The sequence below is a fragment of the Leisingera sp. ANG-Vp genome (assembly GCF_000813725.1).
Lineage (GTDB): Bacteria > Pseudomonadota > Alphaproteobacteria > Rhodobacterales > Rhodobacteraceae > Leisingera.
In genome coordinates this window covers 1-24,030 of sequence record NZ_JWLD01000050.1, presented here as the reverse complement: position 1 = coordinate 24,030, position 24,030 = coordinate 1, and the positions used below count along the sequence as shown (strand labels likewise).

17 protein-coding genes and 1 pseudogene are annotated in these 24,030 nt (G+C 63.9%); 9 read left to right on the top strand and 9 right to left on the bottom strand.

The window, feature by feature from the left end:
* From RA20_RS16770 to lpdA, 8 genes and pseudogenes are all read right to left on the bottom strand, one after another.
* Positions 1-492, bottom strand: a pseudogene (locus RA20_RS16770) (helix-turn-helix domain-containing protein); the annotation flags it as partial.
* 99 nt (positions 493-591) lie between these two features.
* Positions 592-3,450 carry an aminomethyl-transferring glycine dehydrogenase gene (gene gcvP / locus RA20_RS16765; RefSeq protein ID WP_039131273.1) on the bottom strand — a complete coding sequence of 953 codons (2,859 nt, stop codon included), beginning with the start codon at positions 3,448-3,450 and terminating at the stop codon, positions 592-594.
* A 61-nt stretch (positions 3,451-3,511) separates the two neighbouring features.
* The gene (gene gcvH / locus RA20_RS16760; protein ID WP_039131271.1) at positions 3,512-3,877 is read right to left on the bottom strand and encodes a glycine cleavage system protein GcvH; all 366 of its coding nucleotides are present in this window, start codon (positions 3,875-3,877) and stop codon (positions 3,512-3,514) included.
* A 21-nt stretch (positions 3,878-3,898) separates the two neighbouring features.
* The gene (gene gcvT, locus RA20_RS16755) at positions 3,899-4,996 is read right to left on the bottom strand and encodes a glycine cleavage system aminomethyltransferase GcvT (RefSeq protein ID WP_039131268.1); all 1,098 of its coding nucleotides are present in this window, start codon (positions 4,994-4,996) and stop codon (positions 3,899-3,901) included.
* A gap of 30 nt (positions 4,997-5,026) precedes the next feature.
* Positions 5,027-5,440 carry a universal stress protein gene (locus tag RA20_RS16750; RefSeq protein ID WP_039131266.1) on the bottom strand — a complete coding sequence of 138 codons (414 nt, stop codon included), beginning with the start codon at positions 5,438-5,440 and terminating at the stop codon, positions 5,027-5,029.
* 67 nt (positions 5,441-5,507) lie between these two features.
* A complete protein-coding gene (locus RA20_RS16745; protein ID WP_039131263.1) occupies positions 5,508-6,878 on the bottom strand; it encodes an alanine/glycine:cation symporter family protein in 1,371 nt (456 codons plus the stop codon).
* 19 nt (positions 6,879-6,897) lie between these two features.
* Positions 6,898-7,848 carry a lipoyl synthase gene (lipA, locus tag RA20_RS16740; protein WP_039131261.1) on the bottom strand — a complete coding sequence of 317 codons (951 nt, stop codon included), beginning with the start codon at positions 7,846-7,848 and terminating at the stop codon, positions 6,898-6,900.
* A gap of 18 nt (positions 7,849-7,866) precedes the next feature.
* Entirely contained in the window at positions 7,867-9,249 is a 1,383-nt protein-coding gene (gene lpdA / locus RA20_RS16735; protein WP_039131259.1) for a dihydrolipoyl dehydrogenase, read from the bottom strand.
* 173 nt (positions 9,250-9,422) lie between these two features.
* On the opposite strand from lpdA, the gene RA20_RS16730 reads away from it, so the two are divergent.
* A complete protein-coding gene (locus tag RA20_RS16730) occupies positions 9,423-10,037 on the top strand; it encodes a helix-turn-helix domain-containing protein (protein WP_039131256.1) in 615 nt (204 codons plus the stop codon).
* Positions 10,038-10,126: 89 nt separating this feature from the next.
* Entirely contained in the window at positions 10,127-10,795 is a 669-nt protein-coding gene (locus RA20_RS16725; protein WP_039131254.1) for a GntR family transcriptional regulator, read from the top strand.
* 9 nt (positions 10,796-10,804) lie between these two features.
* Here RA20_RS16725 and RA20_RS16720 read toward each other — a convergent pair whose 3' ends face one another.
* Positions 10,805-11,698 (bottom strand): LysR substrate-binding domain-containing protein, encoded by an 894-nt coding sequence (locus RA20_RS16720; RefSeq protein ID WP_082018038.1) that lies wholly within the window; start codon positions 11,696-11,698, stop codon positions 10,805-10,807.
* A gap of 108 nt (positions 11,699-11,806) precedes the next feature.
* On the opposite strand from RA20_RS16720, the gene RA20_RS16715 reads away from it, so the two are divergent.
* Genes RA20_RS16715 through tcuA form a run of 7 tightly spaced genes read left to right on the top strand, consistent with a single transcriptional unit; the run spans position 11,807 to position 23,986 of the window.
* The gene (locus RA20_RS16715) at positions 11,807-13,351 is read left to right on the top strand and encodes a trimethylamine methyltransferase family protein (RefSeq protein ID WP_039131252.1); all 1,545 of its coding nucleotides are present in this window, start codon (positions 11,807-11,809) and stop codon (positions 13,349-13,351) included.
* Positions 13,351-14,811, top strand: a complete 1,461-nt coding sequence (locus RA20_RS16710; RefSeq protein WP_052249037.1) for an aldehyde dehydrogenase family protein — start codon at positions 13,351-13,353, stop codon at positions 14,809-14,811. Before RA20_RS16715 ends, RA20_RS16710 begins: the two co-directional genes overlap by 1 nt.
* A gap of 8 nt (positions 14,812-14,819) precedes the next feature.
* On the top strand, positions 14,820-16,115 hold the full coding sequence (locus tag RA20_RS16705) for an aspartate aminotransferase family protein (RefSeq protein WP_039131247.1): 1,296 nt from the start codon (positions 14,820-14,822) through the stop codon (positions 16,113-16,115).
* Positions 16,112-18,517: a GcvT family protein gene (locus RA20_RS16700; RefSeq protein WP_039131244.1), complete on the top strand. Its 2,406-nt coding sequence runs from the start codon at positions 16,112-16,114 to the stop codon at positions 18,515-18,517. The genes RA20_RS16705 and RA20_RS16700 overlap by 4 nt, the downstream gene beginning before the upstream one ends.
* A complete protein-coding gene (locus RA20_RS16695) occupies positions 18,510-20,921 on the top strand; it encodes a GcvT family protein (RefSeq protein WP_039131242.1) in 2,412 nt (803 codons plus the stop codon). Before RA20_RS16700 ends, RA20_RS16695 begins: the two co-directional genes overlap by 8 nt.
* Before the next feature lie 3 nt (positions 20,922-20,924).
* On the top strand, positions 20,925-22,601 hold the full coding sequence (locus tag RA20_RS16690) for a thiamine pyrophosphate-binding protein (RefSeq protein ID WP_039131240.1): 1,677 nt from the start codon (positions 20,925-20,927) through the stop codon (positions 22,599-22,601).
* Between the two features lie 8 nt (positions 22,602-22,609).
* Entirely contained in the window at positions 22,610-23,986 is a 1,377-nt protein-coding gene (gene tcuA, locus RA20_RS16685) for an FAD-dependent tricarballylate dehydrogenase TcuA (RefSeq protein ID WP_039131275.1), read from the top strand.
* The last annotated feature ends 44 nt before the right edge of the window (positions 23,987-24,030 follow it).

Genomic DNA, 24,030 nt, shown 5'->3' with positions numbered 1-24,030 from the left:
GCTGATGCGGCCCGAGGCGGTGGTCAGCGTGCCGGCGGGCGCGCAGGCGAGCTGTTCTTCCTGGGCGGCAGCAGTGAAATTGGAATGGACGGCGGTTTCGAACTCAGCCTGCAGGCCGGTTTCGGGCAGCAGGAAGATGGCGCTGCCGGCAAACAGGCAGCGCTGCGCCTGGCGGCAGATCCGCTGCAGGCTGGCTTTCTCGCCGGCGTTGGGGGTCCAGCGGCTTGCGATGCCGCCGAGGAAAATCACGGTGTGGGGCTTCCAGCCCGCGGGCGCGGTGCGCATTGTCGAGGCCAGATTGCGCACGCCGATGCGGTAGCCGCTGTCGGGAAACAGGTCATTGGCGGCGCGGAACACGTCGCAGATCATTTGCGCTGAAGCGGGCGGCTCGGTTTGCGGCAGGATGACTTCAACATCATGAGAGCGGGCTTGTGCCGCGCTGTCAGCGGATTGCTGGGTAGCTGGCACGGTCAGCGGTTCGAGACGGGACATCATTCTCTCCTCTGAGCGGGTCATGCGGGCGGCTGCAGTCGGGACGGGGCTGCAGAGCTGCCCCGCCGGACGCGCCGGCGGGGCGGGAGGCCTGAAGGATCAGGCTTCGTTTTCTTCGTAGTCCGACATCGGCGGGCAGGTGCAGATCAGGTGACGGTCGCCATAGGCGTTGTCGACCCGGTTCACGGCCGGCCAGTATTTGTCGACGCCGAGGTTGCCCGGCGGGAAGCAGGCCTGCTCGCGGCTGTAGGGGCGGTCCCATTCGCCGACCAGATCGCGCACCGTGTGCGGCGCGTGCTTGAGCGGGTTATTGTCCGCGTCGATCTTGCCGTCGATGATGTCCTGCGCCTCCGAGCGGATTGACAGCATGGCATCGCAGAAGCGGTCCAGCTCATCCTTGGGCTCGGATTCGGTCGGTTCCACCATCAGCGTGCCTGCCACCGGCCAGGACATGGTCGGAGCGTGGAAGCCCGAGTCGACCAGACGCTTGGCGATGTCGTCAACGGTGACGTTGCCTTCATCGGCCAGCGGACGGGTGTCCAGGATGCACTCATGCGCCACACGGCCCGTTTCCGAGGTGTAGAGGATCTTGTAGCCGTCCTTGAGGCGTGCCGCGATGTAGTTGGCGTTCAGGATCGCAACCTTGGTCGCCTGAGTCAGGCCTGCACCGCCCATCAGCAGGCAGTAGGCCCAGGAAACCGGCAGGATCGAGGGCGAGCCGAACGGAGCGGCTGAGACCGGACCAACAGCAGTGCCGTATTCCGGGTGGCCCGGCAGGTGCTCAGCCAGGTGCGCCTTGACGCCGATCGGACCCATGCCGGGGCCGCCGCCGCCATGCGGAATGCAGAACGTCTTGTGCAGGTTCAGGTGCGAGACGTCGCCGCCGATTTTGCCCGGCTGGGCGAGGCCCACCATGGCGTTCATGTTGGCGCCGTCAATGTAGACCTGACCGCCGTGATCATGAGTGATCTGGCAGACTTCCTGCACAGTTTCCTCGAACACGCCGTGGGTCGACGGGTAGGTGATCATGCAAGCCGCGAGGTTGTCGCTGTGCTGCTCAGCCTTGGCGCGGAAGTCGGCGACGTCGATGTTGCCGCTGTCATCCGATTTCACCGGAACAACCTTGTAGCCCACCATCTGCGCCGACGCCGGGTTGGTGCCGTGTGCAGAGGTCGGGATCAGGCAGATGTTGCGGTGCGCTTCGCCGCGCGACGCGTGGTAGTTGCGGATGGTCAGCAGGCCCGCGTATTCGCCCTGGGCGCCGGAGTTCGGCTGCTGGGAGATCGCGTCATAGCCGGTGATCTGGCAAAGCTTGTCGTTCAGATCGTCGATCATCTGGTGGTAGCCCTGCGCCTGGTCTTCCGGGCAGAAGGGGTGCAGGTTGCCGAATTCCGGCCAGGTGACCGGGATCATTTCGATGGTCGCGTTCAGCTTCATGGTGCAGGAGCCGAGCGGGATCATTGCACGGTCCAGCGCCAGGTCGCGGTCGGCCAGGCGGCGCATGTAGCGGGTGATCTCTGCCTCGGCCCGGTTTTTGTGGAAGATCGGGTGGGTCAGGTACTCGCTTTCACGCAGCGCATAGTCGGGCAGACGGTAGGCGCGGTTGGCAACGCTGTCGTCTTTCTTATCGATGCCGAAGGCACCCCAGACGGCTTCGATGGTTTCCGGGCGGGTCTGCTCGTCCAGCGAGATGCCGACGTGGCTGTCGCCGATCTTGCGCAGGTTCACGCCGCGGGCAACGGCTGCCTCCATGACGGTTTTCTGCAGCGGGCCGACTTCAACTGTAAGCGTGTCGAAGAAGACTTCCGGCTGCACCTTGAAGCCGTGCTCTTCCAGGCCAGCGGCCAGGCGCGAGGTCTTGCGGTGCACCGACTGGGCAATCGCCTTGATGCCGTCGGGGCCGTGGTAGACCGCATACATCGACGCGATGACAGCCAGCAGCGCCTGAGCGGTACAGACGTTGGAGTTGGCTTTTTCGCGGCGGATGTGCTGTTCGCGGGTCTGCAGCGCCAGGCGGTAAGCCTTGTTGCCGCGGGCGTCGACGGAGACACCGATGATACGGCCGGGCATTGCGCGCTTCAGCTTGTCGGTGGTCGCCATATAGGCCGCGTGCGGGCCGCCATAGCCCATCGGTACGCCAAAGCGCTGAGTGGAGCCGATGGCAATATCCGCACCCATCTCGCCGGGCGACTTCAGCAGCGCCAGCGCCAGGATGTCAGCGGCGACAACGGCGATGCCCTTGTGCTCGTGGATGGCTTCGATTTCCGATGTGAAATCGCGCACGTGGCCGTAGGTGCCGGGATACTGGAAGATCGCGCCGAAGACTGCGCCCGGGTCCAGATCGTCGGGATCGGCAACCACCACGTCGATGCCCAGGGGCTCGGCGCGGGTCTGGATCACGGCGATGGTCTGCGGGTGGCAGTTCTTGTCGACGAAGAAAGCCGCATTGTTCGCCTTGGAGCGCGAGCCGCGGTGCGCCATCGACATGGCTTCGGCAGCAGCGGTGGCCTCATCAAGCAGGGAGGCGTTGGCGATGTCCAGGCCGGTCAGGTCGCTGACCATGGTCTGGTAGTTCAGCAGCGCTTCGAGGCGGCCCTGGGAGATTTCCGGCTGATAGGGGGTATAGGCGGTGTACCAGGCCGGGTTTTCCAGGATGTTGCGCAGGATCGGCGCCGGGGTGGTGGTGCCGTAGTAGCCCTGGCCGATCAGCGAGGTCAGAACTTTGTTCTTGGACGCAACTTCTTTCATGTGGAAGAGCGCGTCGCGTTCGGTCATCGCCGGGCCCCAGTCCAGCGCCTCTTTCTGGCGGATGGCAGGCGGCACGGTTGCGTCGATCAGCTCGTCCAGGGTTTTGAAGCCGATCACCTGCAGCATGTCGCGCATCTCGGTCGGCGACGGGCCGATGTGGCGCCGGTTGGCGAAGTCATAGGCTTCGTAATCGGTAAGTTTGAAGGCCATGTCTATGGGTCCTTGTCTGGGGCAATGGACCCCGCCGGGCGGTCCCGGCGGGGAAGAGTGCTTAGCCGATCAGGGCCTTGTAGCCGTCCAGATCCATCAGATCGTCCAGCTGGGAGGCGTCGGAGATCTTGATCTTGTAGATCCAGGCGTCGCCTTCCGGGCTTTCGTTCAGGGCGCCGGGGTTGTCGGCCAGGGCTTCGTTGGCTTCGATCACTTCGCCGTCCAGCGGCGCGTAGATTTCGGACGCTGCTTTCACCGACTCGATGACGCCGATCTCGCCGCCTTTTTCGAACTCGTCGCCGGCTTCGCGCTGCTCGACGAAGACAACTTCGCCCAGCTGGTCAGCCGCGTGCTGGGTAATGCCCAGGGTTGCGGTGTCGCCTTCAACGGTGATCCACTCGTGGTCTTCGGAGTAATAGGTGGCCATTTTGACTCTCCTGATGATGTCTTAGCGTTTGTAGTTCTGGGTGACGAAGGGCAGGGCGACGATCTCAGCCGGCTGCGCCTTGCCGCGGATGATGAGGTTCACTTTTTCGCCCGGCTCGCCGTGGCCTGCCGAGACATAGCCCATCGCGACAGGGCCGCCGACGGTCGGTCCGAAGCTTCCCGAGGTAATCGCGCCAATAGTATTGCCTTCTGCGCATTGGATTTCCACACCCTGGCGGGCCGGGGCGCGGCCTTCGGGCTTGATGCCGACCAGTTTTTTGGCAGCGCCTTCGGCCAGTTCCTTCTGGACGCGGGCAGCACCGGGGAAGCCGCCTTCTTCCTTGCGGCGCTTCTGGATGGCCCAGGCCAGCGAGGCCTCGATCGGCGAAGTCGACTGGTCGATGTCGTTGCCATAGAGGCAGAGGCCGGCTTCCAGCCGCAGGCTGTCGCGGGCGCCCAGGCCTGCGGGCTCGCAGTCGTCATGGGCCAGGAACAGTTTGGACACGCGGATGGCGTCTGCTTCCGGGATCGAGATCTCGTAACCGTCTTCACCGGTGTAGCCGAGGCGCGAGATGCGGCACTCGACACCGCCGATTTCGGCAATGGCGGTTTCCATGAACTTCAGCTCACGGGCGGCGGGGCACAGTTCGCCCACCACGTCCTCAGCCTTGGGGCCTTGCACAGCAACCAGTGCGCGGTCGAAGATCTCGGTCACTTCGACGCCGTCCAGGTTCGCCTGCATGTGCGGAATGTCCTGGTGGCGCAGTGCTGCGTTCACCACCACAAAGTAGTGGTCGCCTGCGTTGGAGACGATCAGGTCGTCCATGATGCCGCCGTCTTCGTTGGTGAAGAAGCCGTAGCGGGCCTTGCCCTCTTTCAGGGTGGCATAAGCCTGCGGGCAGAGCGTTTCCAGTTTCTCGCCCACGTTGTCGCCGCGCAGGATCACCTGGCCCATGTGGGAGACGTCAAACAGCGCGGCTTTCTCGCGGCACTGCTTGTGCTCGCCCATGATGCCCATGGGGTACTGCACCGGCATTTCCCAGCCGGCGAAGTCGACCATCTTGCCGCCAAGCTCGACGTGCAGGTCATAAAGCGGGGTGCGTTTGGGTGCGTCGGTCATGACGGATATCCCTTCTGATAGATTGCGGGCTCAGCCGCGGACAACCGTGACCGTGCAATGTGCATTGCGCACGACACGGGCCAGGTTCGGGCCGATTTCATAGTTCGGGAACTCGCCTTCGGCGGAGGCCATGATGATCAGGTCATAGCCGTCTTTGTGGGCCAGTTTCAGGATCTCGCGGTAGACGCTGCCTTCTGCAATCTGCACCGGCACATCCGCGGCACCGTTCTGGGCCAGGATGGCCTCGACCGCGCTTTGCACATGGGCCTTGGCGCCGGAGCCGTAGCCGGCGGGCAGGTTGGGCAGCTGGACGATCTCGGGAATAACCGAAACAGCGTGCAGCTCGGCGCTGTAGAACTTGGCCTGCTCCAGCGCGACGGGCAGCGCTTTCTTCCACGAGTTTTGATCGGTGTGATCGATCGGAAGCAGAATTTTGGTGGCCATCAGCCGTCTCCTCGAGATGTGGAATTCGGGTCAGGAACGGGGGGCCGGAACGGCCCCCCGCCGATGGTTATTCAGCTGCAGTGCCAGCTTCTTCCGATTTGCCGCCGGTGGCAAAGAACTCTTTCGTCAGTTTGAAGACGATCGGGCTCAGCAGGGCCAGGGCGATCAGGTTCGGGATGGCCATCATCGCGTTCAGCGTATCCGCCAGCAGCCAGATGAAGCCCAGGTCGGCGGTGGCGCCGAAGTAGATCATCACGATCCACAGCACGCGGTAGGGGATCAGCGACTTCACACCCAGCAGGAACTCGACGCATTTCTCGCCGTAGAAGGACCAGCCCAGGATGGTGGTGAAGGCAAAGATCGACAGGGCAACTGCGATCAGAGAGCCGCCGATGCCGGGCAGGGTGGTCTCAAAGGCCAGCGAGGTCAGGGCTGCGCCGGATTCACCGGAGGTCCATGCACCGGAGGAGATGATCGCCAGACCGGTGATCGAGCACACGATGATGGTGTCGATGAAGGTGCCCAGCATTGCGATCAGGCCCTGGTTGACCGGACCTTTGGTCTCAGCCGCCGCGTGGGCGATGGGAGCAGAGCCCAGGCCCGCTTCGTTCGAGAACACGCCGCGAGCCACACCAAAGCGGATCGCTGCCCAGACTGCCGCACCGGCAAAGCCGCCTTCGGCTGCGGACGGGGTGAAGGCATAGGTGAAGACCAGCGACAGCGCGTTGCCGATGTTGCCCAGGTTCAGCAGCAGAACCAGCAGGCCTGCGATGATGTAGGCGATGGCCATGAACGGAACCAGCTTGCCGGCAACCGCACCGATGCGGGTGATGCCGCCCAGGATAACAGCTGCGGTCAGCACCATCAGGATTACGCCGGTGACCGAAGTGTTGACGCCGAAGTTCGATTCCAGAACCTGTGCCACACCGTTGGCCTGCACGCCATTGCCGATGCCGAAGGCCGCAACTGCACCGAACAGGGCAAAGGCAAAGCCCAGCCAGGCCCATTTGGCGTCCAGGCCGTTTTTGATGTAGTACATCGGGCCGCCAACATAGTTGCCCAGCTCGTCCTTCTCACGGTATTTCACCGCGCAGACGGCTTCGGCGTATTTGGTGGCCATGCCGACCAGAGCGGTCATCCACATCCAGAACAGCGCACCAGGGCCGCCGAGGAAGACCGCGGTGGCAACACCTGCGATGTTGCCGGTACCGATGGTGGCCGACAGCGAGGTCATCAGCGCGTTGAACGGGCTGATCTGGCCGTCGCCCTGGCCTTCACGGCCTTTGAACAGCAGGCTGAAGCCTGTGCCGATTTTCAGGATCGGCATGAACTTCAGGCCTACCTGCAGGAAAAAGCCGACACCTAGGATCAGGACCAGCATCAGCGGCCCCCATACAATCCCATTTATCCAGCCTACTGCTGAGTTTAACGCTTCCATGGGTCTCCTCCCGCTTGCGTTAAGGTTGAATGCCCTTTGCCAAGGCCATCTGACGGGCCTCTTTCAGGGCGGCAAAATCTTCATCCGCGTGGAACGATGAACGGGTCAGCGGGGTGGCCGACACGTGCAGGAACCCTTTTGCGCGGGCGATTTGTTCCAACTGCTCGAATTCTTCCGGCGACCAGAAGCGGTCGATCGGGTGGTGTTTCGGGGTGGGCTGCAGGTACTGGCCCACGGTCAGGAAATCGACCTGTGCGGCGCGCAGGTCATCCATCACCTGGCGCACATCGTCGAGGGTCTCGCCCAGGCCGACCATGATGCCGGATTTCGTGAACAGCTGCGGATTTGCGCGCTTGGCGTCGTCCAGCAGCCGCAGCGAGGTGTAGTAGCGGGCGCCGGGGCGCACACGCGGGTAAAGCCGCGGCACGGTTTCCAGGTTGTGGTTGAAAACGTCCGGTGCGGCCTCGAATACCGCATCAGCGGCTGCGCCCTTGCCAAGGAAATCCGGGGTCAGCACCTCAATGGTGGTGCCGGGGTTCTGATGGCGGGTGGCGCGGATGGTCTGGGCGATGTGCTCAGCGCCGCCGTCCTCCAGGTCGTCCCGGTCGACAGAGGTGATCACCACGTGGCGCAGTCCCAGTTTCTTGACGGCGGCGGCAACCCGGCCGGGCTCAAAAGCGTCCAGCGTGTCCGGCTTGCCAGTGGTCACGTTGCAGAAGGAGCAGCCGCGGGTGCAGACCTCGCCCATGATCATCATGGTGGCGTGGCGTTTGGACCAGCATTCGCCGATGTTGGGGCAGGCGGCCTCTTCGCAGACGGTGGCCAGATCATGTTCCCGCATCAGCTTGCGGGTTTCATAATACTCGGCGCTTTCGATCTTCTTCTTGCGGATCCACCGCGGTTTGCGCGGGATGGCGCTGTCGGCCTTGTGGGCCTTTTCCGGGTGGCGGGGTCTTAGCTGGATCGTCATCTGGCAGCTCCCTCCAGATCAGGCGTGGATGGCACGGCCAAGCGCATCGAGGCAGGCTTCTTTCACCGCCTCACCCATTGCAGGGTGCGCGTGACAGGTCCGTGCAACCTCCTCGATAGTAGCACCTTTTGTCATCGCGAGCACCAATTCTGCAATTAAATCACCGCCATGCGCGCCGCAGATATGGGCGCCGAGGATCTTGCCCTCGGGTGTGGCCAGCACTTTGACGGCGCCGTCGGTTTCACCGGTGGAGCGGGCGCGGGAGTTGGCCATGAACGCAAACTTGCCGGAGATGTAGTCGGTGCCCGCTTCTTTCAGCGCTTCTTCGGTCTGACCGACCGATGCAACCTCGGGATCGGTGTAGACCACGCCGGGCACGGTGTTGTAATCCACATGGCCGTGCTCGCCAGCCATGATTTCCACGCAAGCCACGCCGTCCTCTTCGGCCTTATGCGCCAGCATCGGGCCGGGCACGCAGTCGCCGATGGCAAAGATGCCGGGGATAGAGGTCTGGAAGGTTTCGTCGACTTCGATGAAGCCGCGGGCGTTGATGGAGACACCGAGCTCTTCAAGGCCCAGGCCTTTCGTCACAGGGCGGCGGCCGATGGCGACCAGCACCTTGTCGGCCTCAATCTGCTCTTCCTTGTCCTTGCCGACCCGGTCGAGAGTCAGTGTCAGGCCGGTCTCAGTCTTTTCAATGGTCTTCAGCGCGCGGCCCAGCTGGAACTTCAGCCCGCGTTTGCTGAGTGCGCGCTGGGACAGCTTGGCAATCTCGCCGTCGATGCCGGGCAGGATGCGGTCGAGGTATTCCACAACCGTCACCTTGGATCCGAGGCGTGACCAGACCTGACCAAGTTCAAGCCCGATCACGCCGGCGCCGATCACCACCAGATGCTCTGGCGCGGCTTCAAGAGCCAGCGCACCGGTGCTGCTCAGCACGTCCACCTCGTCGATCTCCACGCCGGGGAGGGTGGCGGGTTCCGAACCGGTGGCGATGAGGATGTTCTTTGCAGTGTAGGCTTCACCGCCCACCTGCACCTGGCCGGGCGCCGGAATGCTGGCCCAGCCTTCGATGTGGTCGACGCCGTTCTTCTTGAACAGGAAGGCGATGCCTTTGATCAGGTCGCCGACGATCTTGTCCTTGCGCGCCATCAGCGCGCCCAGGTCCAGGCTGACCTCCCCGGCCGAAATGCCATGCGAGGAGAGATGGGAGAGTTCGGCATATTTGCCCGAGGAGGTCAGCAGGGCCTTGGAGGGAATGCAGCCAACGTTGAGGCAGGTGCCGCCCAGAGAGCCGCGGCCCTCGACGCAAGCGACCTTCAGGCCCAGCTGCGCAGCCCGGATTGCTGCGACATAACCGCCCGGTCCAGCCCCAATCACGATCAGATCATAAGCGCTCATTTGGTTTCTCCTCCGAAATGCGGTCCAGGACCGGCACGTATGCTGCCGTATACGACGTTTCGTCTCCTATAGGAAACTTTTTCCCTCTTGCAAACAAAAAGTACTGTGATGGAAATTTTGACCCGCAGATACATCAAAGCTAAGCTATTTTCAGCACAGGAGAATTCACGCAAATGGAACCAATTCCCTCAGAGGAAACAGGACTGGGTCCCGAAGCCATGGAGGCTCCGGACGGCGAAATCCTGGGGAAAATGATTCGCGACGCCCGTAAGGAAAAGGGGCTGACGCTGGAGGAAGCGGCCCGCGCTGCGGCCATCGGCAGGTCTACTTTGTCGAAGATCGAGAACAATCAGACCCGTCCCAGTTTCGAGATTATCCGCCGGCTGATGCAGACACTGGAGCTGGAAACGCCGCAGCTGTTTGTGCAGTCGGGGCAAAGCGGCGTGACCGGGCGGCGGGACTTCACCCGCACCGGCCTGGGCGAGCACAAGGAAACCTCGACCTATGACCATGAGCTTCTGTGCAGCGAACTGACCAGCAAGCGCATGGTGCCATACATCAGCACCATCAAGGCGCGGGATGTGACCGAGTTCGACAATTGGGTCCGCCACCGCGGCGAGGAATTCATGTTTGTCCTCAGCGGCGAGTTGACCCTCTACACCGAGCACTACCGGCCTTTGCGCATGGGTCCGGGGGATTCTGTCTATTATGACAGCGGCATGGGGCATGGATGCGTGTCGGTCAGCGAGGAAGACGCCAAGGTGCTGTGGGTCTCGCTGGAAGTGTGACCGCTTTGCCGGCTGCCTGAATTTCCTATCCGGTCCGCTTTTCTGCCCGGCCAGGTTCCAATAGACCTGTGGCAAAGGAGAGCTGCGCAATGAATCTGGATCCGGTTGATATCTCCAAAGCGGCCTCGGCCTCGGCTGCCGTGTTCGAGGCTTTGCGCCAGGCGATCATCGACGGGCGGCTGGAGGAGGGGGAACCTCTGCGGCAGGAGGAAATCGCCCGCCGCTTCAGCACCAGCCGGATTCCGGTGCGGGAAGCGATCTCGCGGCTGGAGGAATACGGTCTGGTCAAGACCCAGCGGTTCAAGGGTGCCGTGGTGGCCGGGCTGTCGGCGGCTGAGGCGGCGGAGATCTTCGACTTCCGGGCGCTTTTGGAGCCGGAGATCATCCGCGATGCGGTGCCGCGGATGGGGCCGGAGCTGCTGGCGCAGGCGCGGCAGAAATGCGAAGCCTTTGCCGGTTGCAAAAACCCGATGGAGTGGGGCGTCCTGAACCGGGAATTCCATGGTGCGCTTTATAGTGCCAGCACGCTGAGCTTCCACCGCGAGGCTGCCCGCGGGGCGATGGACCGGATCGACCGCTATATCCGGGCGCAGCTGGTCATGAGCGACGGCATGGCGCGGGCCGAGCGGGAGCATCTGGAAATCCTGACGGCCTGCGAAGAGGGTGATGCCCGCCGGGCTGCGGACCTGACACGGGCGCATGTGCTGGAAGCAAAGGCCTCGCTGCTGGCGCATTTTCCGGTGCTGCCCAAAGCCTGAGCCGCCGGGTTAAGCCGCCGCTGCCGGAGAGGCCTGAGCCAGCAGCCAGTCGCAGATTTCGCTGGTGATCCCTTCATTCAGCCCGGACTCGGGCCGGACCAGATAATAGGCGCGGCTTTCGCTGACAGTGGTGTTGAACAGCTGCACCAGGACCCCGCTTTCCAGATCGGTGTCGATCAGCGGAATCCATCCCATCACGATGCCCTGGCCTGCGGCAGCGGCCTGCAGCACCACATTGGTGTCTTCGATGATCGGCCCCGGCAGGGGGCCGTTCAGGCTGACACCGGCCTCCATGAACCAGGCATTCCAGCCCAGAGTGTCGCGCTGGTGGATGAGGGGAAAGCGCTTCAGGTCTGCAGGTGTCTGCGGCAGCCCCAGCCGCTCCAGCAAAGCAGGGCTGGCGACCGGTGCTGACAGGACGCTGACCAGCGGCTCCGAGATCATGCCGGGAAAGCGGCCGTCTCCCCAGGTGATGAAGATATCCGCATCCACATTCTGCGGCGACACCAGCAGCGGAGTCTGCACCAGCTTCAGCTCCACATCCGGAAACGCGGAACAGAAATCAGCAAAGCGCGGCAGCAGCCAGCGGGTCGCAAAACTGGGTCCCAGGGCGATGCGGACAGTGGTTTTCTCCGGCCAGCGCGCAACGGAATCCACTGTGGCCTCCAGAATCCGGAACGCCTTGGATGCCCCGTCGGCCAGCCGGGCTCCCTCGTCAGTCACGTGCACCTGCCGGCCGTCGCGGATGAACAGCTGGATGTTCAGATAGGCCTCCAGCCCGCGGATGTGGTGGCTGACAGCAGTTGGCGAGACGTTGATCGCCTCCGCCGCGGCGCGGAAGCTGCCGAGGCGGGCAGCGGCTTCAAAGGCACGCAAGGCTGGGAGGGAAGGGAGATTGGCCATGCTGGATTTAAATGAGTTTTACTCATCAGTAGCAAGAGAAACTTGTTTTTGTGCCGCGGGCCGCCCCTGCGTAACCTTCTCGCTAAGGAAGTCCGTCAGGGGAACATCATGGCTGCAAGATCGCGCCGCCGCGGCAGGGAAGCCCGGATCGAAGCCGAGAGCGCACCGGCAGAGGACAACCCGCCGGTCTGGGGCGGTATCGAGGGCGGCCGGTTCCGGCCGCTGAGCGATGCCGATGAGGCCGAGGTCAATGAGGCGGTACTGTCGCTTTTGGAAACGCTGGGGCTGAGCCAGGCAACGCCTTCGATGATCGAGAAGGTCTGCGCGGCAGGCGGCACCTATACTGAGGACAAGCGTCTGCTGTTCCCGCGTGATCTGGTGCTGAAGACTATTGAAGAAGCCCGTCGCGACGTGGTGCTTTACGGCCAGGACCCGCGCCATGATCTGAAACTGTCCGGCAAACGTGTCCACATGAGTTCCGGCGGCGGCGCGCCTGGGGTGTTTGACATCGAAGACGGGCGCTACCGCGACGGCACGCTGCAGGACCTCTACGATGCCGCGCGCATTTGCGATGCGATGGAAAACATTCACCATTTCAGCCGCTCGGTGGTTGCTCGCGACATCGAGAACGTGGCGGATATGGACCTGAACACCGCCTATGCCTGCCTGATGGGCACCTCCAAGCACGTGTCCGTGTCGGTCTCAGAGCCTGAGAACGTTCAGCAGCTGGCGGATATGTGCTACGCGCTGGCGGGGTCCGAGGAAGCTTTCCGCGCCCGCCCATTCCTCACGGTGATGGTCTGCCATGTGGTGCCGCCGATGCGTTTTGCTGAAGAGGCGCTGGACACGCTGGAGGCCGCGGTGCTGGCAGGCTTTCCGGTGCAGCTGATCTCGGCAGGCCAGGCAGGCGCCACCAGCCCGGCGACCATCGCGGGCTCGCTGGTGCAGGCGGTGGCTGAAACGATTGCGGGCCTTGTGTTTGCCCGGCTGATCGATCCGAATGTGGCGGCAATCTATGGCGCCAAGCCGCTGATTGCCGATCTGCGCACCGGCTCCATGTGTGCAGGCGGCGGCGAGCAGGCGATCCTGATGGCGGCAGCAGCGCAAATGGGCCGGTTCTATAATCTGCCGGTCACCTCAATTGCCGGCATCACCGACTCCAAGACGCTGGATGCGCAGTACGGCAGCGAGAAGAACCTTGCGGTGTCATCGGCGGCGCACGCAGGGTCTAACCTGATCACCCAGGCCTGCGGCATGCAGGCGAGCCTGCTGGGTGTGTCGCTGGAGGCCTATGTGGTTGACAACGATATGATCGGCAACATCCTGCGGACCCTGCGCGGTGTGGAGGTGAATGCCGAGAACATCGGCGCCGAGGTGATTGCCGAGGTTTGCCGCGGCGAGGGGCATTACCTTGGCCACCGTCACACTTTCAGCCGGATGAAATCCGACTACTTTTACCCGCATTTTGGCGACCGCCAGACCCCGCGGGAATGGGAGGAGCAGGGCTCGCGCCCGATCGGCGACGTGGCCAAGGACAAGGCGCGGGAGCTGCTGGCCGGCCATTTCCCTGGCCATATCGCGGACGACAAGGACCTGGAGCTGCGCGAGCGGTTCAACATCTGTCTGAGCCGCCAGCAAATTGGGCGGGCGTGATGCAGGATCATCCGCTTTACCCCCGGCAGCTGGAGCACATACCGCATTGCTGGATCGATGGCGCGGGACAGACAGGATCGGGTGCGGCGCGCAGCTTGATTGACCCGGCGCTGGGACGGGGTTTTGCCGAGGTTTCGGACGCGGACACCAGCCAGGTGGAGCAAGCGGTTGCCAGTGCCAAGACGGCGCTGCCGCGCTGGGCGGATACACTTCCGGCAGACCGGGCCGGGGTGCTGTTCCGGCTTGCGGAGCTGCTGGAAAAAAACGCGGACCGGCTGGCGGCTGTTGAGAGCCTGAACGCAGGCAAGCCCATCAGCCAAGCCAAGCGGGATGTGGGCCGTGCTGCAGACTATTTCCGCTTTTATGCCGGGGCTTGCGACAAGCTGAATGGCGAGAGCATTCCGCTGGGTTCGGACCAGACGGCCTTTACTGTGCTGGAGCCGGTGGGGGTCACGGCGCATATCCTGCCGTGGAACTACCCGGTCTCAACGCTTGCACGCGGGGCGGCTCCGGCTTTGGCCGCGGGTGCCACGGTAGTTGCCAAACCATCGGAGCTGACGCCGCTCACCACCATTCTGACCGCTGAGCTGGCGTCTGAGGCTGGGTTGCCCGCCGGGGTGTTCAACGTTGTAACCGGCGCAGGCGGCATCGGCGAGGCTCTGGCCAGCCACAAGGATGTGGCGCATGTGACCTTCACCGGCTCCACCGCGACCGGGCGCAAGATCATGCAGTCGGCCTCCAAACCGGTTGCTGGCACCACGCTGGAACTCGGCGGCAAATCTCCGGTGGTTGTCCTGGCAGATGCCGATCTGGATGCCGCAGCCGCAGGTGTGGCGCGCGGGATCTTCTTCAACGCAGGCCAGGTCTGTGCCGCGGGCGCCCGGCTGATCTGCGATGCTTCTGTGCATGACAAACTGATCGAGAAGGTGATTGCCAAGGCCAAGGCAATGACCATCGGCCACGGCCTGGACGACCCGGACCTGGGGCCGTTGATCTCTGCGGCCCAGCTGGAACGGGTGCAAGGGTTTGTCGACCGCGCTAAGGAAGACGGGCTGAATTGCGTAACCGGCGGCCACATGGCCTGCCCGGAAGGCTTGGCTGACGGCTACTTCTACGCTCCCACGGTTTTTGCCGATGTCCCGGCAGATGCCGAGATCGCCCGGCAGGAGGTGTTTGGCCCGGTTCTGGTGACCCAGACCTGCCAGTCTGCCGAGGAGGCCCTGGAGCTGGCAAACGGCACAGCCTTCGGCCTCGTCGCCGGGATCTACACGGCAGATACCACTCAGGCCTTAGGCTTTGCCCGCAAGGCGGAGGCGGGGCAGGTGTTTGTGAACGGCTTTCTCAAAGGCGGCGACACCCTCCCCTTCGGCGGCGTCAAGGAAAGCGGCATTGGCCGTGAGAAGGGGCTTGCCGGCCTCAGCGCCTATTGCGCCATCAAATCCATCGTTTTGAACCACTAGGAGCGGGCATGAACACCAGCCAATCTCTTGCTGAACGCGCACGCCTTGTCATGCCGGGCGGGGTCAGCCACGAGCTGCGTTACAAGACCCCGCATCCGGTCTATTTCACCCGCGCCAAAGGGGCCGAGAAATGGGACGCGGACGGCAAGCGCTATATCGACTTCAAGCTGGGCGCCGCCAGCCAGATCCTGGGCCATGCCCATCCCGAAGTGGCCGAGGCGGTCGCCGCACAGATGCAGCAGATGCCCTACACCGGCGACTGCCACCCGCTGGAGGTGGAATGGGCGGAGTGGCTGAACCGCCTGTTCCCTTCGGCAGAGCGCGTCCGCTTCACTGGCTCCGGCACTGAATCCACCATGCTGGCGCTGCGGCTGGGCCGGGCGCATTCAGGGCGCGACAAGGTCCTGCGCATCGACGGGCATTTCCATGGCTGGCACGACATGCTGATCAAAGGCGCCAAGCCGGGCGCCAATACCGCGCCTTCGCTGGGAGTGCCGCAGGCGGTCAGCGACCTGACCGTGGTGGCGCCGCCGGATTTGGAGGCCATTGCCGCGCTGCTGGACAGCGACCCGCAGATCGGCACGGTGTTTGTCGAGGCTTCGGGCGCCAATTACGGCTCAGTACCGCTGCCCGAGGAGTTCTTGCAGGGCATCCGGGCGCTGGCAGATCAAAGCGGCCATGTGCTGATCTTTGACGAAGTGATTACCGGCCTGCGCTGGTCGCCCGGCGGCCGTCAGGCGCGCGATGGCGTGGTGCCGGACCTGACCACGCTTGCCAAGGTCGTGACCGGCGGCTTGCCCGGCGGCGCGGTGGTTGGCAAGGCCGAAATCATGGAGCTGCTGAGCCCCGGTGAAACCCGCGACGGGCTGTCGCCTCCGGTCAGCCACAAGGGCACCTTCAACGCCGCCCCTATGGTGGCCGCAGGCGCCATCAAGGCGATGGAGATCCTCTCCACCGGAGATGTTCAGACCCATGCCGATGCCATGGCCGCGCGGCTGCGCGATGGCTTCAATGCGGTGTTCCGCGAGCAGGAGGTGCGGGCGCTGGCTTATGGCGATAGCTCCACCTGCCATCTCTACTTCGGCGGCACCTCGATTGACGGGCTGGACGCGGCCACGATCCGCAAGACCCCGCCTGCCATCGTCAAAGGCCTGCGCGACGGGCTGCTGGCGCGCGGGGTGGACTTCATGTCCTTCACTTCCTGCGTCACCGGCCTGCCGCATACCCCTGGCCTGATCGACGAGGCCGTGGAGCATTTCCGCGGCACCATTTCTGCGCTCATCCGTGACGGAGTAATTCAATGAGCCTCCCCTCCCACGCCCGCACTGTCATCATCGGCGGCGGCGTCATCGGCTGTTCCATTGCCTATCACCTGGCCCGCGAAGGGCGGAAAGACATCGTGGTGCTGGAGCGTTCGAAACTGACCTCCGGCACCACCTGGCACGCCGCCGGGTTGGTGCGCCGCCTGCGGCCCTCGGCGACGCTGACCAAGCTGATCAACTATTCGATCGACCTTTATGGCGAGCTGGAGGTGGAAACCGGCCAGGCCACCGGCTGGACCCAGACCGGGTCCTTGACCCTGGCCACTAATGAGGACCGTCTGACCAACATCAAGCGCCAGGTCTCGCTGGGCCGCGCCTTCGGGCTGGAGGCCGAAGTGGTCGATGCGGCCCGCGCCAAAGAGCTGTGGCCGCTGATTGAAACCGACGATGTGATCGGCGCGGTCTGGTCGCCTGCGGATGGCCGGGTAAACCCTTCGGATGTGGCTTTGGCGCTGTCCAAGGGCGCGCGGGCGCGGGGCGTGCAGATTTTTGAGGAGACCGCGGTCACCGGCTTGCAGAAGAAGGGCGGGCGGATCTCCGGCGTTGAAGTAGGCGAGCATCTGATCGAGGCCGATGAGGTGGTCATCGCCTGCGGCCTCTGGTCCCGCGAGGTTGCCGCCATGGCAGGCGCCCATATGCCGCTGTACGCCTGCGAGCATTTTTACATCCTGACCAAACCGCTGGAAGAGGTACAGGCGCTGGGCAAGGGGGGCCATCTGCCGACGCTGAACGATCAGGATGCCTTCCTATACGCCCGCGACGATGTCGAGGGCCTGCTGGTCGGCTGTTTTGAACCCCACGCCAAGGGCTTGCCTTTGGACCGGCTGCCCAAGGATTTCTCGTTTGATCTGCTTGACGAGGACTGGGACCACTTCATGCCGATGATGGAGAACGCCCTGCGCCGTATCCCCGCACTGGAGAAAGCCGAGGTGCGGATGCTGCTGAATGGTCCCGAAAGCTTCACCCTCGACAGCCAGTTCATGCTGGGCGAAAGCCCCGAAGTTCCGGGGCTGTTCCTGATGGGCGGCATGAACTCCACCGGCATCGCGCTGGCCGGCGGTGCGGGCAAGGCGATGGCCGAATGGATCATCGCGGGCGAGCCGACGATGGAGCTGAACGAGGCCGACATCCGCCGCTTCAGCCCTGAGATGAACGTGCTGGGCGCTTTGGAGGCCCGCATTCCCGAGGTGCTGGGCCGCCATTACGACAACCCGTTCCCGGGCCGCTCGATGGACACGGCGCGGGGGCAAAGACGCTCCCCCATTCATGCGGGGCTGGTGTCCGCAGGCGCAAGGTTCGAAAGCCGCGGCGGCTGGGAGCGGGCGGTGCATTTCGGTGGCGAAGACGCACATCTGCCGCTGACTTTCGGTGCGCCTGCCTGGCGCGAACAGGTCGGCCGCGAGGTCGACGCCTGCCGCAACGGTGCCGCCATCCTGGACCAAAGCGCCTTTGGCAAGATCATGGTGCAAGGGCCGGACGCCTGCGCTTTCCTCAACCACCTGTGCGCGGCAGAGATGGACATTTCCGACGGCCGCATTGCTTACACCCAGATCCTGAACCGCAAGGGCGGGGTGGAGAGCGACATCACCGTTCAGCGGCACGGGCCGGACACCTATCTGATGATCGTGGGTGCCGGCGAAGTGGTGCGGGACTTGAAGCGGATGCGCGAGACCAAAGGCGGTTTCCGGGTCGAATTCACCGATGTGACCAGTGGCTACGCAATCATCGGCCTGGCCGGTGCCAAGGCGCGCGAGGTGCTGCAGGCGACCTCGAACAGCCCGGTGCCGGATCTGAAACGCTTCCAGTTCGGTCCGGTAGAGATCGGCCTGGCCCGCGGCTGGGCGGGGCGCCTTAGCTTCACCGGCGAAGAGGGCTATGAGCTCTACATCCCTGCCGACATGGCGATGGCTGCCTATGAGGCCTTAGTGGCGGCAGGGGCCAGCCATGCCGGCCTGTTTGCCAGCGGCTCATTGCGGATCGAAAGCGGTTTCCGCGCCTTTGGCCATGAACTGAGCCCCGGCACCACGCCGCAGGAGGCAGGCCTGGGCAGTTTCTGCGCCTTTGGCAGCGGGTTTGTGGGCGAGGAAGCGCTGCGGGAGCACACGCCTGAGCGCCGGATCGTCTCAATCCTGTTTGACGGCCCGGAGGCGCTCCCGATCCATGACGAGCCGATCTACCTCGATGGCAAGGTTGTAGGACAGATTACCTCGGCGGCCTGGAGCTACAAATACGGGTGCTCGGTTGCCTTGGCGATGATTGACGCTCCGCTGGACCAACTCGCCAAAGACACCGTTGTGAGCGGTTTCGAAGTCGAAATCGCCTGCACCCGCTACGGCGCCAAGGCGTCTCTGAAACCCGCCAAAGAGGCGTTTGCACATGACTGACACCACCCGCACCACGCAGGTCGCCATCATCGGCGGCGGCATCATGGGCGTGGCCGCCCAGTTCCAGCTGGCCGAGAACGGCTGGACCGATACGATCCTGTTTGAAAAGGCCGAGCTTACTTCCGGCTCCACCTGGCACGCGGCGGGCCAGATCGCCCATGCGGTGGGTTCGCGCCTCGCGGGCTGGATCAACAAAACCTCGATCGAGACCTACAAGCGGGTCGAGAAGGAAACCGGCCAGAGCATTGGCTGGCATGAGGTCGGCGGCTTCCGCATTGCCACAACCGATGATGAAGTCGACTGGATGAAGTCGATTATGGGCGTTGGCAAGCTCCTGGACCTGCCGATGGAACTGGTTGGCCCGGAAGAGATCGCCAAGGTGAACCCCTTCTACAAGGTGGACAATGTCAAAGCGGCGGTGCAGACATTCGAGGACGGCCATATCGACCCGTCTTCCGTCACTATGGCGCTGGCCGCCGCCACCCGTGCGCGCGGCGCAAAGATCGAGCGGCGTAACCAGGTGCTGGGAGCCTCGCGCAAGGGTGACATGTGGCTGCTCAGGACCGAGAAGGGTGATGTGCTTGCCGAACATGTGGTGATTGCGGCGGGCTCCTACGCCAACCAGGTGGGCGAATGGTTCGGGCTGAAAATCCCTTCGGTCAGCTGCCTGCACCATTATCTGGTTACCGACACCGTGCCCGAGTTCATGGACCGCCCGGAACTGCCGGTGATGCGCGACAACGCTTATGGCGGCTACATCCGGCAGGAGCAGAAATCCGGCCTCATCGGGATCTACGAAGGCCACGTCTGCCCCACCGTCTGGACCATGCCGCAGGGCGCGCCTTGGGCCGCTGAAAATGAGCTGTTTGAGGCGGACTACGACTCCATCGGTGATTTCCTGTTGGTGGCATTCGAGAAAATGCCGGTACTGGCGGAACTCGGCATCAAGCGCGTGGTGCGCGGCGCGATCACCCATACGCCGGATGGCGGCATGCTGGTGGGACCCTCCGGCGCACCGAATGTCTGGCTGTCTTGCGGCTCTTCCATCGGCCTGGCCTGGGGCGGCGGCGCGGGCAAGGTGCTGGCTGACTGGATGGTGCACGGCGAAACCCCGATCAACACCCGTAGCATGGACCCGCGCCGCTATGGCAACTTCTCCACGGACGATTTCATTGTCGAACGCACCAAGGATGAGTTCATGCGGCGGCACGATACCCCGTGCCCCGGCAAGCAGTTCGAATCCTTGCGTCCCTTGAACCGCCACGTGCTCTATGACCGGCTGGCCGCCAAGGGCGCGGTGTTCGGCGAGGTCGCAGGCTGGGAGCGCCCGCGCTATTTCGGTGAAGTTGGCGAGAAGGAACAGATCGGCTGGGGCCACCAGCCCTGGCACGCCAACGCCATGGCCGAGGCCAAGGCAACGCGGGAAGCGGCCGGTGTCATCGACCTCTGCGCCTTTGCCCAGTTCGAGATCACCGGCAGGGATGCAGGCGCGCTGCTGGACCGGTTGTCGGCCAACAAGATCCCGGCCAGGGACGGCCGGATGAGCCTCAATCATCTGCTGACGGAGAAAGGCCGCTTCGAAACTGAAATCACCATCTGGCGCATGGCTGAGGATCGCTATTTCACCGGCTCGCCGATTGCCCGCTGCAATCCGGATTTCGACTGGATCAAGTCGCACATCCTCGACGGCGAAGATGTGCAGATGGTCAACCGAACCCACGACTGGGGTATGCTGGCGCTCTCCGGCCCGGCCTCGCGCCGGATTATGGCGGAGCTGACGGACGCGGATCTCTCAAACAAGGCGTTCCCCTGGCTGTCGGGGCGGGAGATCACTGTGGCGGGCATCCCCTGCTACGCGCTGCGGGTTTCCTTTGTGGGTGAACTGGGCTGGGAGCTGCACGCACCGCTGGAGCAGATTGGCGAGATTTACGACGCGCTGTTTGCCGCCGGCGAAAAGCACGGGCTGACCGATCTTGGCTCATATGCCTTCAACGGCATGCGGATGGAGAAGGCCTACCGAGCCTCCGGCGAGCTGACCACCGATGTGGGGCCGCTGGATGTGGGCCTGGAACGCTTTGTTGTCACCGAAGACCGGACGTTTCTGGGCAAAGAGGCTCTGCAGTCCCGCGATCCGGACTGGGAGCTGTTATACGCAGAACTTCACGCCGACGGCATCGATATCCACGGCGGCGAACCGGTTTTGCTGGAAGGGAACCCCGTGGGTCTGACCACTTCTGGCGGCTATGGCTACACCGTCGGCAAGTCGCTGGGCTGGCTGTTTGTCCGCAAGGGCACCCCGCGTGAAGGTCTGTCCGTGCAGATACTGAACCAGGAATTCGCTGTGACCGTCCACCCCGACGCTGTTTTTGACCCGCAAAACCTGCGGCCCCGATCCGAGGATTAAGACATGACTATGATCACCCAAATGATCACCGGAGGCGAGGCCGCCTACCGCGTTCTGAAAGCCAATGGCATCGACACTGTGTTCGGCCTCTTGGGCGGCTCGATGCTGGAGCTTTACGATGCGATGTACCAGGACGGCGCCATTTCATACGTCGGCGCCCGGGATGAGCGTGCCGCGGGCCATATGGCCGATGCCTGGGCCCGGATGACCGGCAAGCCCGGCGTGGTGCTGGGGGCGCAGGCGGGGCCGGGCGTGGTCAATATCGTGACCGCGGTGGCCGAGGCGCAGCTGGCCTATTCGCCGCTGGTGGTGATTGCCGGTGCCATCACCCGCGCCGACCAGTGCAAGGACACGTTTCAGGAGGTTGACCAGGTTGCCCTGTTTGCGCCGATCTCGAAACGCTCGGTCATGGTCACTGATCCGTCGCGCCTGGCACCGATGCTGGAGGATGCGATCCGGCTCGCAAACTCGGGCCGCCGCGGTCCGGTAGTGCTGCATGTGCCGCGTGATCTGTTTGCCGCCGAGGTGCCGGCCATCGACCCGAAGCCAGTGAACATCGCCCGTCCGGGGCCTGCGGCTCCGGAAGACATCAGCGCCATCGCAACCCTGCTCTCAAACGCGGAGCGTCCGGTGATCTTTGCGGGCGGTGGTTTCAAATGGGGCAAGGGGCGCGAGGCGCTGACCGCCCTGGCCGAGACGCTGGAAGTGCCTGTGGTGGCCTCGACCGGCCACGCCGACGTGATGCGCCATGGGCATCCGTGGTTTGCAGGCCAGGCCGGCCCGCGCGGCAACCGGGTGGCCAGCCGCCTCACCAAGGAAGCCGATGTGATGGTGGTGCTGGGCGCACGGCTTGGCTTCAACTCCACTTTCCACAGCAACGACTATGTCGGCGCGGACACCCGCGTCGCTCATGTGGATATCGACGGCTCGGCTGTGGGCCGCTACTTCCCCGCCGAGATCGCGGTGCAGGCTGATGCCCGGCTGACCGCCGAGGCGCTGGCCTCGGCGGCCGCGAAACCTGCAGCAGACGAATGGCGCGCGGCTTTCAAGGCCGATATGGCAAGCCTCGCTGCAGAACGCGAAGAAGAAGCACAGATCGCCACCCTGCCAATGCACCCGCGCCGGGCGCTGGGCGAGATCCGTGCGGCTCTGCCTGAGAACGCCATTGTCACGCTCGACACAGGCAACACCTGCCTGCAGGCCGCTGACCGGCTGGCCCATTATGAGCCTCTCAGCCTGATCACGCCGCTGGACTTCGGCCTTGTGGGTTTTGGCCTGGCTGCTGCCATCGGCGCCAAGGCTGCCGCACCGGAGCGCCCGGTGGTGGCGGTGATGGGCGACGGCGCTGTCGGCTACACCATGATCGAAATCCAGACCGCCATTCAGCACAAGCTGCCAGTGGTGATCGTGGTGCTCGACAATGAGGCCTGGGGCGCCGAGAAAGCCTATCAGCAGGAGTTCTACGGCGGCCGCCTGCTGGGCGCTGAGATCACCTCGCCGCGCTATGACAAGTTTGCGGAACTCTGCGGCGGCAAGGGCATCTGGGTTGATGGCCCGGGAGAAATGGGCCCGGCGCTGGAGGCCGCATTGGTCAGCGGCGAGACCACCATCATCCAGGGCAAAATCGACCCCGGCGCGCTGATGACCCTTCGCAAGGACCTGTTCAAGGCGCCAAAGTAAGCGAGATGATGAGCAATCCCGATATCGTTGTGGTGGGCGGCGGCAATGCCGCCCTTTGCGCTGCGATCACCGCGGCAGAGGCCGGAAAGCGCGTCCTGATGCTGGAGGCCGCGCCCAAACCCTACCGCGGCGGCAACTCGCGCCACACCCGCAACTTCCGCTGCATGCATGACGGCCCCTTGTCGGTGCTGACGGGCACATATGATGAGGACGAGTATTACAATGACCTGCTGCTGGTCACCAAAGGCAAGACCGACGAGCATCTGGCACGTATGGCGATCCGAGGCAGCCAGGAAAGCCAGCCCTGGATGGAAGCGCATGGCGTGCGGTTCCAGCCCTCGCTGTCGGGCACGCTGTCGCTGAGCCGCACCAACGCCTTCTTCCTTGGCGGCGGCAAGGCGCTGGTCAATGCCTATTACCGCACCGCCGAGGCCTTGGGGGTCGAAGTGCTCTATGAGGCACCGGTCACCCACATCGAGCTGGACGGCGACCGGATCACAAGGATCGATTTCACTCACAGTGGCGGGCGCCACAGCCTCAGCCCGCCCGCGGTGGTGGTGGCCTCCGGCGGCTTCCAGGGTAATATCGAACGGCTGGTTGAGGCCTGGGGGCCGGAAGCCGAGAACTTCCTGATCCGCGGCACGCCCTACAACCGCGGGGATGTGCTGTTCGACCTGCTGGGGCAGGGGGTGCAGTCCATTGGTGATCCGACCCAATGCCATGCGGTGGCGATCGACGGCCGGGCGCCCAAATTCGACGGCGGCATTGTCACCCGGCTCGACTGCGTGCCGTTCTCGGTGGTGGTGAACAGGGACGGCGACCGCTTCTACAACGAAGGCGAGGATGTCTGGCCCAAGCGCTATGCGATCTGGGGGCGGCTGGTGGCCGCTGAACCCGAGCAGGTGGCCTATTCGATCATCGACTCGAAGTCCAAGGACCTGTTCATGCCCTCGGTTTTCCCGCCGGTCACCGCGGACACGATCCCGGAGCTGGCCGGCAAGCTGGGGCTGGACCCGCAGAAGCTCTCGGAGACCATCGGGAATTTCAACGCAGCCTGCCGCCCTGGCACTTTCCATCCGACCGAACTGGACGGGCTGGCCACCGAAGGCCTCACCCCGCCCAAGACCAACTGGGCCCGCCCGATCACTGAGCCGCCCTTCTACGGCTATTCGCTGCGGCCCGGTGTGACTTTCACATACCTCGGCTTCAAGGTGGACGAGACTGCGCAGGTGCAGGGAGCCAATGGGCCGGTGGAAAACCTCTGGGCTGCAGGGGAAACCATGGCCGGCTCGATCCTGGGCCAGGGCTATCTGGCCGGTTTCGGCATGACCATCGGCACGGTATTCGGCCGCATCGCGGGCCGGGAGGCCGCTCAATATGCCTGACATTACTTACTTTTCCCCGGGCCGCTTGCGGCCCGGGATGCACC

Bases quoted from the DNA above. Each gene is read 5' to 3' on its own strand.
- gcvP (WP_039131273.1), bottom strand. From the start codon at position 3,450: ATGGCCTTCAAACTTACCGATTACGAAGCCTATGACTTCGCCAACCGG.
- gcvH (WP_039131271.1), bottom strand. From the start codon at position 3,877: ATGGCCACCTATTACTCCGAAGACCACGAGTGGATCACCGTTGAAGGC.
- gcvT (WP_039131268.1), bottom strand. From the start codon at position 4,996: ATGACCGACGCACCCAAACGCACCCCGCTTTATGACCTGCACGTCGAG.
- RA20_RS16750 (WP_039131266.1), bottom strand. From the start codon at position 5,440: ATGGCCACCAAAATTCTGCTTCCGATCGATCACACCGATCAAAACTCG.
- RA20_RS16745 (WP_039131263.1), bottom strand. From the start codon at position 6,878: ATGGAAGCGTTAAACTCAGCAGTAGGCTGGATAAATGGGATTGTATGG.
- lipA (WP_039131261.1), bottom strand. From the start codon at position 7,848: ATGACGATCCAGCTAAGACCCCGCCACCCGGAAAAGGCCCACAAGGCC.
- lpdA (WP_039131259.1), bottom strand. From the start codon at position 9,249: ATGAGCGCTTATGATCTGATCGTGATTGGGGCTGGACCGGGCGGTTAT.
- RA20_RS16730 (WP_039131256.1), top strand. From the start codon at position 9,423: ATGGAACCAATTCCCTCAGAGGAAACAGGACTGGGTCCCGAAGCCATG.
- RA20_RS16725 (WP_039131254.1), top strand. From the start codon at position 10,127: ATGAATCTGGATCCGGTTGATATCTCCAAAGCGGCCTCGGCCTCGGCT.
- RA20_RS16720 (WP_082018038.1), bottom strand. From the start codon at position 11,698: ATGGCCAATCTCCCTTCCCTCCCAGCCTTGCGTGCCTTTGAAGCCGCT.
- RA20_RS16715 (WP_039131252.1), top strand. From the start codon at position 11,807: ATGGCTGCAAGATCGCGCCGCCGCGGCAGGGAAGCCCGGATCGAAGCC.
- RA20_RS16710 (WP_052249037.1), top strand. From the start codon at position 13,351: ATGCAGGATCATCCGCTTTACCCCCGGCAGCTGGAGCACATACCGCAT.
- RA20_RS16705 (WP_039131247.1), top strand. From the start codon at position 14,820: ATGAACACCAGCCAATCTCTTGCTGAACGCGCACGCCTTGTCATGCCG.
- RA20_RS16700 (WP_039131244.1), top strand. From the start codon at position 16,112: ATGAGCCTCCCCTCCCACGCCCGCACTGTCATCATCGGCGGCGGCGTC.
- RA20_RS16695 (WP_039131242.1), top strand. From the start codon at position 18,510: ATGACTGACACCACCCGCACCACGCAGGTCGCCATCATCGGCGGCGGC.
- RA20_RS16690 (WP_039131240.1), top strand. From the start codon at position 20,925: ATGACTATGATCACCCAAATGATCACCGGAGGCGAGGCCGCCTACCGC.
- tcuA (WP_039131275.1), top strand. From the start codon at position 22,610: ATGAGCAATCCCGATATCGTTGTGGTGGGCGGCGGCAATGCCGCCCTT.